The following is a 13,362-nucleotide window of genomic DNA, read 5'->3' on the forward strand; positions in this document are numbered from 1 at the left end:
AACGTGGGGGGGGGAGGAAAAAATGGGATTGCGGGGGGGTGGCTGGGGGGGGGGGGGGGGGGGCTCTGTGCTGCCGCGGCCCCCGCGACCGGGCGGATCTTCCTGATCGCCGCCGCGGTCGCGGTCGTCACGGTGGTCGCCGTCGTGTTCCTGCCGAACCGGCCGCTGCGCACCACCATCGATATCCAGCCGTCCGACGCGGACGAGGAGTACGCGAAGGTCTGACCGCCGCGCGCGACAGGGCCCGGCCCCGCTTCGGGGCCGGGCCTCCTCGTCCGGTCAGGACTTGCGGTTGTACAGCCGCATCGTGATCGGCCCGAACACGAGCACGAAGCCCGCGCACCACGCGAACACGATGCCGAGCTGTGCTGCGGTCACCTCGCCTGCCATCAGCCCACGGATCGCGGTGACCAGGTGACTGATCGGGTTCACGTCGACAAATGCGCGCAGCCACCCGGGCATCGTCGACGGGTCGACGAAGATGTTCGACGCGAACGTGAGCGGGAACAGGATGAACATCGACACGCCCATGACGGCCTGCTCGGTGCGCATCAGCATCGCGAACATCGTCCAGATCCACGACATTGCGAACGAGAACAGCAGCAGCAGCGCCACCGACGCGACAATGCCGACGATCCCGCCCGCCGGCCGGAACCCGAGGATCAGGCCGAGCACCATCACGATCACCGAGGCGATGGTGTAGCGCGCGAGGTCGCCGAGCAGGGCCCCGACCAGCGGCGCAGGCCGCCAGATCGGCAGCGACCGGAACCGGTCGAAGACGCCCTTCTCGATGTCCTTGTTCAGAGTCAACCCGGTGTACATGGTGATCATCACGACCGTCTGCACCAGGATGCCCGGGATCAGGAACTGCACGTAGGCGTCGGTGGAGCCGGCAAGCGCCCCGCCGAACAGGTACGTGAACATCAGCGTGAACATGATCGGGAACATGGTCACGTCGAAGAGCTGCTCGGGGACGTGCTTGATCTTCAGCAGCGCCCGCCAACCGAACGACAGCGACGACGTCACCGCGCTCGGCCGCTTCGGCCGCGGCCCGTCAAGGGCGAGGGCCTCGCCCACCGCGAGCGCGGGTGAGCTGGTGACGGTGGTGGTCGTCATGACGGGGTCCCTTCCAGCGAGACGTCGGTGGGCCGACCGGTGAGCGCGAGGAACACCTCGTCGAGACTCGGCTGCCCGAGGGCGAAGGTGGTGACGGCGATGCCCGCCTCGTTGAGCGCAGGCAGCGCGGCGGCGACGCGGTCGGGGTCGTCGGTGCGGGCGCTGAGCGCCGCCGCGTCCGCCTCGGCGGTGATGTCGACGCCGAGGACCCCGGCAAGCACCGCGGCGGCCTCGTCGCGGCGGGCCGGGTCCGCGACCCGGACGTGCAGCGCGCCGGATCCGACGGACGCCTTCAGTTCCCCGGTCGTGCCCTCGGCGATGACCCGACCGTGGTCGATCACCGCGATCCGGTCGGCGAGCTGATCGGCCTCGTCGAGGTACTGGGTGGTGAGCAGCACGGTGGTGCCGCCGGCGACGAGGGCCCGCACGATCTCCCACACCTGGTTGCGGCTGCGCGGGTCGAGGCCGGTGGTCGGCTCGTCGAGGAAGATCAGTTCCGGGGTGACGATGATCGACGCGGCGATGTCGAGCCGCCTGCGCATGCCGCCGGAGAAGTTCTTCACCTGCCGTCCGGCGGCGTCGCTGAGGTCGAACGCGGCGAGGAGCTGCGCGGCCCGGTCGCGGGCGGCGGGCCGGGAGAAGCCGTACAGCCGGGACAGCAGCACCAGGTTCTCGGTGCCGGTGAGGTCCTCGTCGAGGGACGCGAACTGTCCGGTCAGCGCGACCTTGCCGCGGACCGTGTCGGCCTCGCGGGTCACGTCGTGGCCGAGGACGCGGGCGGTGCCGTCGTCGATGTCGAGGAGGGTGGCGAGCATCCGGATGGTGGTGGTCTTGCCCGCGCCGTTGGGGCCGAGCACGCCGTAGACGCCGCCACGGCGGACGGCGAGGTCGACGCCGTCCACCGCGACGGTGGAGCCGAAGCGCTTGACGAGACCGTGGGTTTCGATCGCGAGGTCCGAGGGCATGTGCTCCAGCCTGTCCGATTTCGGTGCTTCGGGCAACGGATTTACCGATCTGTGCTCTCCGACGGCGCGGGGAGAGCGGCCACGCTGAGGCTGCGGATCGCGGTGTCGAGCTGCGCGTATGCGCTCCGGGTCAGCCGGTCGAGGATGGCCAGCTTGAGGGTCGGTTCCGCCTCGGCGAGGGTCGTGAAGCGGTCCGGGCTCAGGATCGCGAAGCGGGCCGCGGTGTCGGCGCGGATGTCGTTCAGAAAGGGGCCGCCGACCAACGTCGGTATCTCGCCGAACGTCATGCCCGGTGCCAGCGTGGTGACCCGGTGACTGGTCCCGTCGCCGCCGTGCACGACGACGCTGATCCGCCCCGACAGCACCATCGCGATCCCGATCGCGTTGTCCCCGCGCCGCACCACGGTGCTCCCGGCCGGAACGTCGACAATGTCGAGTTCGGTTGCGATGCGGTCGAATTCCGCTCGGGTGAGGCCGGCGAGCGCCGGATGGTCGACCAGGTCGATCGACTCCGGAATCCGTCCGGACGGGCAGTACCGGTCGAGCAGTTCGGTCTCCGCCCACTCCAGGGCGCTGTCCAGGTCCGCGTAGGTGCGATCCGACCGGTCGACGCTCGATGCGGTGACCCCGAGATGCCCGTCCGGGTCGACGAAGGCGCAGCCGCAGCCCCGCCCGGCGAGGTCGGCGCGCAGGTCCGCGAACATCCGGCGACCGACCGCCCCCACCTCGTCGACGCGGCGCAGGTCGACGACGACCGCGTCGAGGCCGGACACCCGGGAACCGACCGCCCGGACCGCGGACTCCGCGCCCGAAAACAGCAGGTCGCCGTGCAGTTCATAGACGCGGGCGCGGGCGCCGTGCTCGGCGAGGGCGGCGCGCTCGGCCGGGGTGCGGCGCTGCCGGGACGGCGCGGCGTCGACGGTGTAGGTGGAGCGGATCGCCGACCGGGCCGCGCGACCGACGTGCAGAAAGTGCAGTTCGAGGCTGCGGGACAGCTCGCGGCACGCCTGAACGCCCCGGACACTGTTGCCGTGGGTATCGAGGCGGGGGGAGTGGACCGCGATGCCGATCTGCCCCGGCAGGACCGCAAGCAGCCCGCCGCCGACCCCGCTCTTGGCGGGCAGCCCCACCTGCGTGATCCACTCGCCTGCCGCGTCGTACATGCCGCACGAGGTCATCACCGACAGCACATGCTCGGCGTTGGCCGGGGAGAGTGCGCGCCGTCCGGTGCGCGGGTGGGTGCCGTTGTTGGCGAGGGTTGCCGCGATCAGTGCGAGGTCACGGCAGGTCACGTTGATCGAGCACTGCCGGAAATAGAGGTCGACGGCCTCGTCGGGGTCGTCAGTGATGATGCCGAAGGAGCGGAGCATGTGACCGATCGCGCGGTTCCGGTGCCCGGTGCGGGCCTCGGACGCGTACACCCGCTCGTCCATTGCCAGTTCCCGCCCCGCGTACGTCGAGTAGCAGCGGCGCACCCGCTCGAACCGTTCGGCGGGGTCCGCGCCCGCGATCAGGGACGCGGCGGTGATCGCGCCCGCGTTGATCATCGGGTTGCGGGGCCGCTCGGTGACCGGGTCGAGGCTGATCTCGTTGAACGGCTCCCCGGACGGTTCGACGTCGATCTTCGCCGCGACCGCCGCCGTCCCGCGGTCCGCGAGGGCCAACCCGTAGGTGAGCGGCTTGGAGACGGACTGGATGGTGAACGCCACCCCGGTGCTGCCCGCCTCGTAGACGTGACCGTCGGTGGTCGCCACGCACAGCGAGAAGGTGTCCGGGGGGACCTGGGCGAGCTCGGGGATGTAATCGGCGAGCGCCCCGGCCCGGTTGTCCAGGCAGTGCTCGTATATCTCGCCGATGATCGCGTCCACGACAGTGCGCATGCCGATCAGGGTGTCATCCCGGCGGCGACCGTGCAGGCCGTGACCTGGCGCCGGGCGGCGCAGGCTGTGAGTTGACTCACCGTGGCGGGCATAATGGAGCAGGCGGTGCAGCCGTCCGGGGGCTACCGGGCGGTACGCCTGGCGATCATCGGATTCCGGGCTCCGTAGACTGGCCGGGTCGGCCGGTGGTCGGTCGACGCGTGTGCGTGCGGTCGCGCGTGACGTCCTGCGGAGGGAGCGATCTCGTTGGGTGTTCTTTCTCGAGTCCAGACCCCCGACGATCTGCGCGGTCTGACCCTCGCCGAGATGCGTGAGCTCGCCGCCGAGGTGCGCGAGTTCCTGGTGCAGAAGGTGTCCGCGACCGGCGGACATCTCGGACCGAACCTCGGCGTTGTCGAGCTGACGCTCGCCGTGCACCGGGTCTTCGACTCGCCGAAGGACGCCGTGCTCTTCGACACCGGCCACCAGGCGTACGTGCACAAGATCGTCACCGGCCGCAAGGACGGGTTCGACACCCTGCGCAAGCGGGGCGGCCTGTCCGGGTACCCGTGCCGCACCGAGTCCGAGCACGACTGGGTGGAGTCCTCGCACGCCTCCGCCGCGCTGTCCTACGCGGACGGTCTGGCGAAGGCGTTCGCGCTCACCGGCCAGGACCGGCACGTCGTCGCCGTCGTCGGTGACGGGGCGCTGACCGGCGGGATGTGCTGGGAGGCGCTGAACAACATCGCCGCAGGCCGGGACCGCTCGGTGGTGATCGTGATCAACGACAACGGCCGCTCCTACGCGCCGACGATCGGGGGGGTCGCCGACCACCTCGCGGCGCTGCGTCTGCAGCCCGGCTACGAGCGGGTGCTCGACAACAGTCGGCGGATGGTCAAGAAGGTGCCGTGGATCGGCCGGGCGGCCTACCAGTTCCTGCACGGGATGAAGGCGGGCATCAAGGACATCGTCAGCCCGCAGGTGATGTTCACCGACCTCGGGATCAAGTACCTGGGCCCGGTGGACGGCCACGATCAGGCGGCGATGGAATCGGCGCTGCGCCGGGCCAAGGACTTCGGCGGTCCCGTTCTCGTCCACGCCGTCACCCGCAAGGGCATGGGGTACGCGCCCGCCGAGAACCACAAGGCCGACCAGATGCACGCGACCGGCGTCATCGACCCCCGCACCGGCCGTTCCACCAGCGCCCCGGTCCAGGACTGGACGTCGGTGTTCTCCGATGAACTGATCGCACGCGCCGCCGACCGGGAGGACGTCGTCGCGATCACCGCCGCGATGCCCGGACCGACCGGCCTCACCGCGTTCGGGGAGCGGTTCCCGCAGCGGATGTTCGACGTCGGCATCGCCGAGCAGCATGCGGTGACCTCCGCGGCCGGGCTGGCGCTCGGCGGCCTGCACCCGGTGGTTGCCGTCTACTCGACGTTCCTGAACCGGGCCTTCGATCAGCTGCTGATGGATGCCGCGCTGCTGAAGCAGCCGGTGACGCTGGTGCTGGACCGGGCTGGCGTGACCGGACCCGACGGAGCCAGCCACAACGGCATGTGGGACTTTTCGCTCCTCGGCATCGTGCCGGGCATGCGGGTCGCCGCGCCGCGGGATGCGGCCTCGCTGCGGGAGGAACTCGGTGAGGCGCTGGCGATCTCGGACGGCCCGACCGCGCTGCGGTTCCCGAAGGGCGCGGTGGGGGAGGGCATCCCGGCACTCGAGCGGGTCGGCGGCGTCGACGTGCTCGCGATGCCTCCGTCGCGGAGCGGGGACGGGTCCGAGCAGCCCCGCGGGGATGTCCTGATCGTCGCGGTCGGGTCGTTCGCCGCGATGGCGCTCGACGCCGCGGACAGGCTTGCGCAGCAGGGCATCTCGGCGGCGGTGGTGGATCCCCGGTGGGTGCTTCCGGTGCCGAGCGCGGTGGTCGACCTGGGGCGTGCGTTCTCGATGGTGGTCACCGTCGAGGACAGCGGCGTGCACGGCGGGATCGGTTCCGCGGTGTCCGCGGCATTGCGGGCGGCGGGTGTCGACACCCCCGCCCGCGACGTCGGGGTTCCGCAGCGGTTCCTCGACCACGCGTCCCGCGACCAGGTGCTCGCCGAGGTCGGCCTGACCGCGCAGGATTTGGCGCGGCAGATCACCGGCTGGGTGGCCGGGCTGCGGGCCGAGGAGGTTGCGCCGAGCACCGCGGACAGCGGTGCCGCCCCGCAGCCCTGATCCGGCCCCGGCTCAGCCCGCCGCTTCGAGCGTGCGGCCGCGGGTCTCGGTGACCAGCCTCCACACCACGAAGAAGGACACCGCGGCCATCACGGCGTAGCCGCCGTAGGTGACCGAGAGATTCCAATCGGCCATGGCCGGGAAGGTCGCCGAGACGAGGAAGTTCGCGACCCAGTTGGCGGCGGTCGCGATGCCGACGGCGGCGGCCCGCACCCGGTTCGGGAACATCTCGCTGATCAGTACCCACACCACCGGGCCCCACGAGAAGGCGAAGAAGAACACGAAGGTGTTGGCGGCGATCAGGGCGACGGTGCCCGCCGCGCCCTCCAGGGTGGCGACCGATTCACCGATGTCGTTCGTGGTGATCGTCGCGGAATGGAAGCAGATCGCGGCGGTGGCCAGGGAGATCGCCATGCCGATCGAGCCGATCAGCAGCAGCGGCCTGCGGCCGATCCGGTCGATCACCGCGATCGCGACGAAGGTGCCCGCGATGTTGACGACGGCGCTGACCACGCTGATCAGCAGGGAGCGGTCCTCGCCGAAGCCGACCGCCTCCCAGAGGGTCGCCGAGTAGTAGAAGATCACGTTGATGCCGACGAACTGCTGCAGTGCGGCCAGCGTCATCCCGATCCAGACCAGGGGTGCCACCCCGAGCGGCTTCGAGAATAGTTGCCGCAAAGTGGTTTTCGCGCGGTGCTCGCTCAGTGAGGCGCGGATCTCGGCCAGCCGGCCGGTGACCACGTCAGCGCTGCCGCCCTCCAGGCTCGCGAGGACCTTCCGTGCTGCGTCGTCGCGACCACGCAGCACCAGGAAGCGCGGCGATTCCGGGATCGTCAGGCTCATCACCAGATAGAGCAGGGCGGGGATCGCCTCGAGGGCGAGCATCCACTGCCAGGCCTCGATGCCCGCGAGCGGCTCGCGGGCGCCGCCAGCGGCCTGGTTCAGGGCGTAGTTGACGAGTTGGGAGATCGCGATGCCGAGCACGATGGCGAGCTGGTACATCGAGCCGAGCCGCCCGCGGATGGCGGCGGGCGAGATCTCCGCGATGTAGGCCGGTGCGATCACCGAGGCGAAGCCGACCGCGACACCGCCGACGACGCGCCAGGCGGTGAGGTCGTAGACGCTGAACGGGAACGCCGACCCGATGGCGCCGACGACGAACAGGATCGCGGCGAACTGCATCACCCGGATGCGGCCGATGCGGTCCGCGAGGTCGCCGGCGATCCACGCGCCGAGCGCGGCACCGAGGAGGGTCAGCGAGACGGTCAGACCGGTTCCGGCGGCGCCGATCTCGTACTTATCGCGGATTGCTCCGACGGCGCCGTTGATGACGGCGGTGTCGTAGCCGAACAGGAAGCCGCCGAGCGCGGCGGATGCGGCGATGAGCACCGCGTGACCGACCGCCGCGCGGGTGGCTCCGGATCCCGGTCCGTCGAACGCGGTGTCGTTCGTCGCCATGTTCGCCTCCAGACTGTCGGCCCGCGTGCCTCCGGGCCGACGCTACTGCGCGCCGGCCCGGTCCGCGCGGCGACGCGCGGCCGGTCTCAGCCGACCTTGCCCGCGGCCTCGGACAGTTGGGGCACGATCTTGTCCAGCACCCACGGGATGCTGAGCACGTTGACGTTGCTCAGTCCCGCGACGACCTGCTGGTCGCTCAGCAGGACCGCCGAGCCGCGCCCGATCGCGGACAGCTGGCCGAGGGCGGGATGGGTTGCGGTGTCGGAGGACCCGTCGACGAACGCGACAACGACGTCGGCGTCGATGTCGCGCAGGTTCTCGAACGAGAGCGACTTGTAGAAGCTGCCGGTGGGGTTGTCCTGCGCCAGCGCCTCCACCCCCGGCGCGTTGACGAATCCGAGCTCGGTGAGGACCTGCACCCGCGGGTCGGTCGGCAGGTAGACGTTCGCGGCACCGGATGCGGTGTCGAAGTTGACCACGGTGAGGGTCTTGCCCGCGAACTCCGGGTGGGCGGCGGCGGTGTCGGCCAGGGTGGCGCCGAGTCCGTCGACGAGCGCCCGCGCCTCGTCGGGCCTGCCGACGGCCTGTCCGATGATCGAGGTCTGGTCCTGCCAGGTGGTCTGCCAGGCGCCGCCCGGATACGCGACGGTCGGCGCGATCTCACTGAGCCGGCGGTAGTACGCCTCGTCGAAGCCCTCGTAGGGCGCGAGGATGGCGTCCGGGGTGAGGGCGGCGATCGACTCGACGGACGGGTCACCGGACTGGGGGTCGTCGTACAGGGTGGTCGCGTCGGCGTCGAAATAGGGCTGCGCCCACGGCATCACGCCGTTCGGGTCGGCGCCGTAGATGTACTTCGGCTGCCCGACGGGCGTCAGGCCAAGGGCGTAGAGCACGTCCTGCGCGTTCCACCCCATCGTGACGAGGCGCTGCGGCTCCGAATCGATGGTGGTGGCGCCGAACGTGTTGTCGATCGTGACCGGGAATGCGCCGGTGCCCGCCCCGGTCGTCGGGTCGGTGCTGTCGGTGTCCGAGGAACAGCCGACCAGGGTGGTGAGGGCGAGCGCGGCGATGCCTGCGCGGAACAGCGAACGCTTCATGTAGGTGAGGCTAACCTACTGGATGATTCCGCGCCCCGGGGAGATGCTCCCGGGGCGCGGAATCGGCGGGCAGATCGACTATCCGATGTTGCGGCCCAGGTCGGGAATCATCCGAATGACCTGGTCCTCCCAGTTCTTCCAGTTGTGCACGCCGGTGGCCGGGTAGTCGAAGTGCGCGTTCGCGCCGCCCAGCGTGGCCACCCGAACCTCGAAGGCGCGGGTGTTGGCCAGCGCCAACGCTTCCAGCGGCACCGCCTGCACCACACCGAGCGCGTCGCTGACGTCGCCGTTGCCGGGGACGCCGCTGCCCGACGAGATCCACAGCCGGGTGTTGTTTGCCTTGAGCATCGGGGCGAACACGAACGGGTCCATCCGCAGCCACTGCGGGCCCCACGGCGGCGCCATCGCGTCGATGTTGAACCCGCCAGCCGAGACCATCGCGACGCGGAGCGCCTCCCGCATGCCCGGCGCCGAGTTGTTCAGGAACCCGGAGAACGAGCCGGCGAAGCTGAACTGCTGCGGGTGGTAGGCGGCGAGCGTGAGGGCGGCGCTGCCGCCCATCGACAGGCCGAACACGCCGTTGCGGGTGCGACTGAAGCCGTACCTGTTCGCGAGGGCCTCCGGCAGCTGCTGGGTCAGGAAGGTCTCCCACCGATAGGTGTTCGCCTTGCCGTCCACCTCGGCCCCGGCGTCGGAGCTGCCGAGCGCCGACGAGCCGTTGGAGCTGCCGGTGGACGAGCCCAGCTCGCCCGGACCCCAGGTGCTCGGCGCGTTCCAGTCCGCGTAGAAGCTGGACTCGCCGCCGACGGGCATGACCACGTTGATGTTCGCGCGGGTCAGTGCCTGCGCGATGTTGGTCTCGATCTCCCAGCCGTTCCAGTCGTTGCGGGCCCGCATCCCGTCGAGCGCGTACACCACCCGGTTCGTGTTGCCGTCGTTGGCGCGGAAGACCCGCGACTTGATCGCACCCATGTCGGATTCGACCCAGAGGTCACACTGGCGGCAGTCCACGATGGCCGCGTTCGCGGTGCCGACGGGTCCTGCTACCGACGCCCCGAGCGGCAGCAGAATCGCCATCGACACCAGTGCCGCACGGCGGCGCACCGGGGTGCCGGTTCTGGATCGGCGTAATCGCATCGTGCTTCGGCCTTTCGTCGGTGCGGCCAGACGCAGCCGCGGATCACGGGCCCGTGAACTCTACCGCGCCCGGGTCGGCGACGCGGGCGCGAAACGGTCACGGGCACGGCACGAGTGCATCGTGCCGTGCCCGTGTGCCGCGGGAACCGATCAGACGCTGGCGACGCCCTCGGCAAGGAACCGGGATCCGTTCACGGCCTCGGAGGTGCCGGTGCGGTCCAGGTAGGGGGTGATTCCGCCGTTCCAGAACCCGAACCCGCCGCCGAGGATCAGGCAGAGGTCGATGTCCTCGGCCGCGGCGACCACGCCCTCGTCGAGCATGATCGCGATCTCCTCGGCGAACGCCCGGCGGGTCCGGTCCAGGACCTGCTCCGCGGTGGACGGCGTGTCACCCTGCGGCCACAGCGCGGCGACCTCGGGATCGACGACCTGCCCCTGGTCGGTCCAGGTCCAGACACCGGGCTTGCGGGCCTCGACGAGGGCCTCGAGTCCGGGCGAGCTCGGGAACCGCTCCGGGTACGCGGCCTGCAGCGTCTCGCCGGTGTGCAGCGCGACGGCCGGGCCGACGAGCGCGAGCAGCGTGAACGGGCTCATCGGCATGCCGAGCTCGGCGATCGCGTTGTCGGCGATGTCGAACGGGGTGCCCTCGTCGACGGCGGCCATGACCTCGCCGAGGGTGCGGGTGACGAGCCGGTTGAACACGAAGCCCGGCTTGTCGCCGCACAGCACCGCCGACTTGCGCAGCGACTTCGCGGTCGCGAACGCCGTCGCCAGGGTGGCGTCGTCGGTCCGCTCGCCCCTGATGATCTCGAGCAGCGGCAGCACCGCGACCGGGTTGAAGAAGTGGAAGCCGACGACCCGCTCGGGGTGCGTCAGGTCCGCGGCCATCTCGGTGATCGACAGGGAGGAGGTGTTGGTCGCCAGGATCGTTTCGGGGGCGATGTGCTCCTCGAGCTCGGCGAACACCTTCTTCTTGACGTCCATGTTCTCGAAGACGGCCTCGATGACGAAGTCGGTCTTCGCGAACGCGGCCTTGTCGAGGGAGCCGGTGACGAGGGCCTTGAGCCGGTTCGCGGCATCGGGGGACAGCCGCCCCTTGCCCGCGAGCTTGTCGATCTCGGCGTGCACGTAGCCGACGCCCTTGTCGATCCGCTCCTGGTCGATGTCGGTGAGGATCACCGGGACCTTGAGCTGCTTGACGAACAGCATCGCGAGCTGGCTGGCCATCAGGCCGGCGCCGACGATGCCGACCCCGGACACCTTGCGGGCGAGGGACTTGTCGGGGGCGCCTGCGGGCCGCTTCGCGCGGGAGTTGACGAGGTTGAACGCGTACAGGCCCGCCCGCAGCTCGTCGGTCATCAGCAGGTCGGCGAGGGCCTCGTCCTCGGCGGCGAACCCGGCATCCAGGGTCGCCGGGTCGGTGAGGTCGACCCGGCGGGCGGCGTCGAGGAGCGCGACCGTGCGGACGGCGCCGGGGGCGTTGTTCTTCGTCTTGCCCGCCACGATCGCGGTGGCGCGGGCGATGGCCTCGTCCCAGCCGGCGCCGCGGTCGATCTCCGGGCGGGCGGGGACGATCTCGCCTGCCAGCACCTTCGCCGCCCAGGCGAGGGACTGCTCGAGGAAGTCGGCGCCACCGAACACGGCGTCGGCGAGTCCGAACGTCGCGGCCTGCGCCGCGGTGAACGTCCTGCCGTTGTTCAGCGGGTTCTCCACCGCGATCGTCACCGCATGGGCGGGGCCGACGATGTTGGGGAGCAGCTGGGTGCCGCCCCAGCCGGGGACCAGGCCGAGCATCGCCTCGGGCAGGCCGAGGGCGGGCAGGTTGTCGGCGTAGGTGCGGTAGTGGCAGTGCAGTCCGACCTCGAGGCCACCGCCGAGGGCGAGGCCGTTCACGAACCCGAACGTCGGGACGGAGGACTCGCGGAGGCGGCGGAACACCTTGTGCCCCAGGCGTCCGAGCTCGAGGCCCTGCTCGCGGGAGCTGATCGACGGGACGCCCTTGAGGTCGGCGCCCGCCGCGAAGATGAACGGCTTGCCGGTGACGGCGATCGCGGCGGGGTGCGCGGCGAACGCCTCGTCGAGGGCGGCGTCGAACGCGAGCAGCCCGCGGGGGCCGAAGGAGTTCGGCTTGCTGTGGTCGAAACCGTTGTCGAGGGTGATCAGCGCGACCGGGCCCTCGATGCCGGGCACCGCGATCAGCTTGGTGTATGCGTTCGTCACGACCTCGTCGGCGAAAGCGCTTGCGATGTCACTCATTTACTTGCCTCCGGCCTGGTAATCAGCGTGGTGGGGGTTCTCCCAGATGACGGTGCCGCCCATGCCGAGGCCGATGCACATGGTGGTCAGGCCGTAGCGGACCTCCGGCTGCTGCGCGAACTGGCGTGCGAGCTGCGTCATCAGGCGCACCCCGGACGAGGCGAGCGGGTGGCCGCACGCGATGGCGCCGCCCCACTGGTTCACCCGCGGGTCGTCATCGGCGATGCCGAAGTGCTCGAGGAACGCGAGCACCTGCACCGCGAACGCCTCGTTGATCTCGAACAGGCCGATGTCCTCGATCGTCAGGCCGGTCCGGGCGAGCAGCTTCTCGGTCGCGGGGACCGGGCCGATGCCCATCACGGCGGGGTCGACGCCCTGGAAGGCGAAGCCGACCATCCGCATGGCGACCGGAAGGCCGAGCTCGGCGGCGGTGTCCTCGCCGGCGAGGAGCGCGGCGGTCGCGCCGTCGTTGAGTCCCGCGGCGTTGCCCGCGGTGATCCGGCCCGCGGGGCGGAACGGCGTCTTGAGCTTCGCGAGGTCTTCGATCGTGGTGCCGGGGCGCGGCGGCTCGTCCTCGGTGGCCAGGCCCCACCCGTTCGCGGCGCGGGTGGCGACCGGGACGAGGGTGTCGGCGATGAGGCCCGCCTTCTTCGCGGCGTCGTACTTGTTCTGCGACGCGACGGCGTAGGCGTCGGTGCGGTCCTTGGTGATGGTCGGGAACCGGTCGTGCAGGTTCTCCGCGGTGTTGCCCATCACCAGCGCGGACGGGTCGACCAGCTTGTCGGTCAGGAAGCGGGGGTTCGGGTCGGCGCCCTCACCCATCGGGTGCCTGCCCATGTGCTCGACGCCGCCCGCGATGACGACGTCGTACTGGCCGAATCCGATGCCGGAGGCGGTGGTGGTGACCGCGGTCATCGCGCCTGCACACATGCGGTCGATCGCGAAGCCGGGCACGGTCTCGGGGAGGCCAGCGAGGATGGCGGAGGTGCGGCCGATGGTCAGGCCCTGGTCACCGGTCTGGGTGGTCGCGGCGATCGCGACCTCGTCGATGCGGTCGGGCGGCAGCTGCGGGTTGCGGCGCAGCAGTTCGCGGATCGCCTTGACGACCAGGTCGTCGGCGCGGGTCTCGGCGTAGATGCCCTTGGCTCCGGCCTTGCCGAAGGGGGTGCGGATGCCGTCGACGAAGACGACACCGCGACCCTGCGAAGTCGATGGAGACACGGAAGATTCCTCCTGGTGGAGATGCTCACCGTC

Annotated in this window: 9 protein-coding genes and 1 pseudogene; 2 read left to right on the forward strand and 8 right to left on the reverse strand. The window is 70.7% G+C overall.

All coding sequences use genetic code 11. The features are described from left to right. Positions 1–225: pseudogene (locus ACFWQG_RS19955) on the forward strand (MFS transporter); the annotation flags it as partial. Between the two features lie 54 nt (positions 226–279). Here ACFWQG_RS19955 and ACFWQG_RS19960 read toward each other — a convergent pair. The 3 genes from ACFWQG_RS19960 to glsA are packed head-to-tail and all read right to left on the reverse strand — an operon-like array spanning position 280 to position 3,961. Continuing rightward, entirely contained in the window at positions 280–1,116 is an 837-nt protein-coding gene (locus ACFWQG_RS19960) for an ABC transporter permease (RefSeq protein WP_378509389.1), read from the reverse strand. Continuing rightward, positions 1,113–2,081, reverse strand: a complete 969-nt coding sequence (locus ACFWQG_RS19965; protein ID WP_378509390.1) for an ATP-binding cassette domain-containing protein — start codon at positions 2,079–2,081, stop codon at positions 1,113–1,115. The genes ACFWQG_RS19960 and ACFWQG_RS19965 overlap by 4 nt, the downstream gene beginning before the upstream one ends. 41 nt (positions 2,082–2,122) lie before the next feature. After that, entirely contained in the window at positions 2,123–3,961 is a 1,839-nt protein-coding gene (gene glsA / locus ACFWQG_RS19970) for a glutaminase A (protein WP_378509391.1), read from the reverse strand. Positions 3,962–4,207: 246 nt separating this feature from the next. On the opposite strand from glsA, the gene dxs reads away from it, so the two are divergent. Beyond that, entirely contained in the window at positions 4,208–6,160 is a 1,953-nt protein-coding gene (gene dxs, locus ACFWQG_RS19975; protein WP_378509392.1) for a 1-deoxy-D-xylulose-5-phosphate synthase, read from the forward strand. A gap of 12 nt (positions 6,161–6,172) precedes the next feature. On the opposite strand, the gene ACFWQG_RS19980 is transcribed toward dxs, so the two are convergent. The 5 genes from ACFWQG_RS19980 to ACFWQG_RS20000 form a co-directional block, all read right to left on the reverse strand. Further along, positions 6,173–7,618, reverse strand: coding sequence for a sugar porter family MFS transporter (locus ACFWQG_RS19980; protein WP_378509393.1), 1,446 nt, complete (start codon positions 7,616–7,618; stop codon positions 6,173–6,175). Between the two features lie 86 nt (positions 7,619–7,704). Further along, positions 7,705–8,715 carry an iron-siderophore ABC transporter substrate-binding protein gene (locus tag ACFWQG_RS19985; protein WP_378509394.1) on the reverse strand — a complete coding sequence of 337 codons (1,011 nt, stop codon included), beginning with the start codon at positions 8,713–8,715 and terminating at the stop codon, positions 7,705–7,707. A gap of 78 nt (positions 8,716–8,793) precedes the next feature. Then, positions 8,794–9,852: an alpha/beta hydrolase gene (locus ACFWQG_RS19990; protein WP_378509395.1), complete on the reverse strand. Its 1,059-nt coding sequence runs from the start codon at positions 9,850–9,852 to the stop codon at positions 8,794–8,796. 150 nt (positions 9,853–10,002) lie between these two features. Then, positions 10,003–12,108, reverse strand: a complete 2,106-nt coding sequence (locus ACFWQG_RS19995; RefSeq protein WP_378509396.1) for a 3-hydroxyacyl-CoA dehydrogenase NAD-binding domain-containing protein — start codon at positions 12,106–12,108, stop codon at positions 10,003–10,005. Beyond that, positions 12,109–13,329 carry a thiolase family protein gene (locus ACFWQG_RS20000; RefSeq protein WP_378509397.1) on the reverse strand — a complete coding sequence of 407 codons (1,221 nt, stop codon included), beginning with the start codon at positions 13,327–13,329 and terminating at the stop codon, positions 12,109–12,111. It lies immediately after the preceding gene. Positions 13,330–13,362: the final 33 nt, after the last annotated feature.

This window comes from Rhodococcus sp. NPDC058532, from assembly GCF_042719255.1.
Lineage (GTDB): Bacteria > Actinomycetota > Actinomycetes > Mycobacteriales > Mycobacteriaceae > Rhodococcus_G.

Excerpts from the sequence above, each read along its gene's own strand:
- ACFWQG_RS19985 (WP_378509394.1), bottom strand. The coding sequence starts at position 8,715 with ATGAAGCGTTCGCTGTTCCGCGCAGGCATCGCCGCGCTCGCCCTCACC.
- ACFWQG_RS19995 (WP_378509396.1), bottom strand. The coding sequence starts at position 12,108 with ATGAGTGACATCGCAAGCGCTTTCGCCGACGAGGTCGTGACGAACGCA.
- ACFWQG_RS19965 (WP_378509390.1), bottom strand. The coding sequence starts at position 2,081 with ATGCCCTCGGACCTCGCGATCGAAACCCACGGTCTCGTCAAGCGCTTC.
- glsA (WP_378509391.1), bottom strand. The coding sequence starts at position 3,961 with ATGCGCACTGTCGTGGACGCGATCATCGGCGAGATATACGAGCACTGC.
- ACFWQG_RS19990 (WP_378509395.1), bottom strand. The coding sequence starts at position 9,852 with ATGCGATTACGCCGATCCAGAACCGGCACCCCGGTGCGCCGCCGTGCG.
- ACFWQG_RS19980 (WP_378509393.1), bottom strand. The coding sequence starts at position 7,618 with ATGGCGACGAACGACACCGCGTTCGACGGACCGGGATCCGGAGCCACC.
- ACFWQG_RS19960 (WP_378509389.1), bottom strand. The coding sequence starts at position 1,116 with ATGACGACCACCACCGTCACCAGCTCACCCGCGCTCGCGGTGGGCGAG.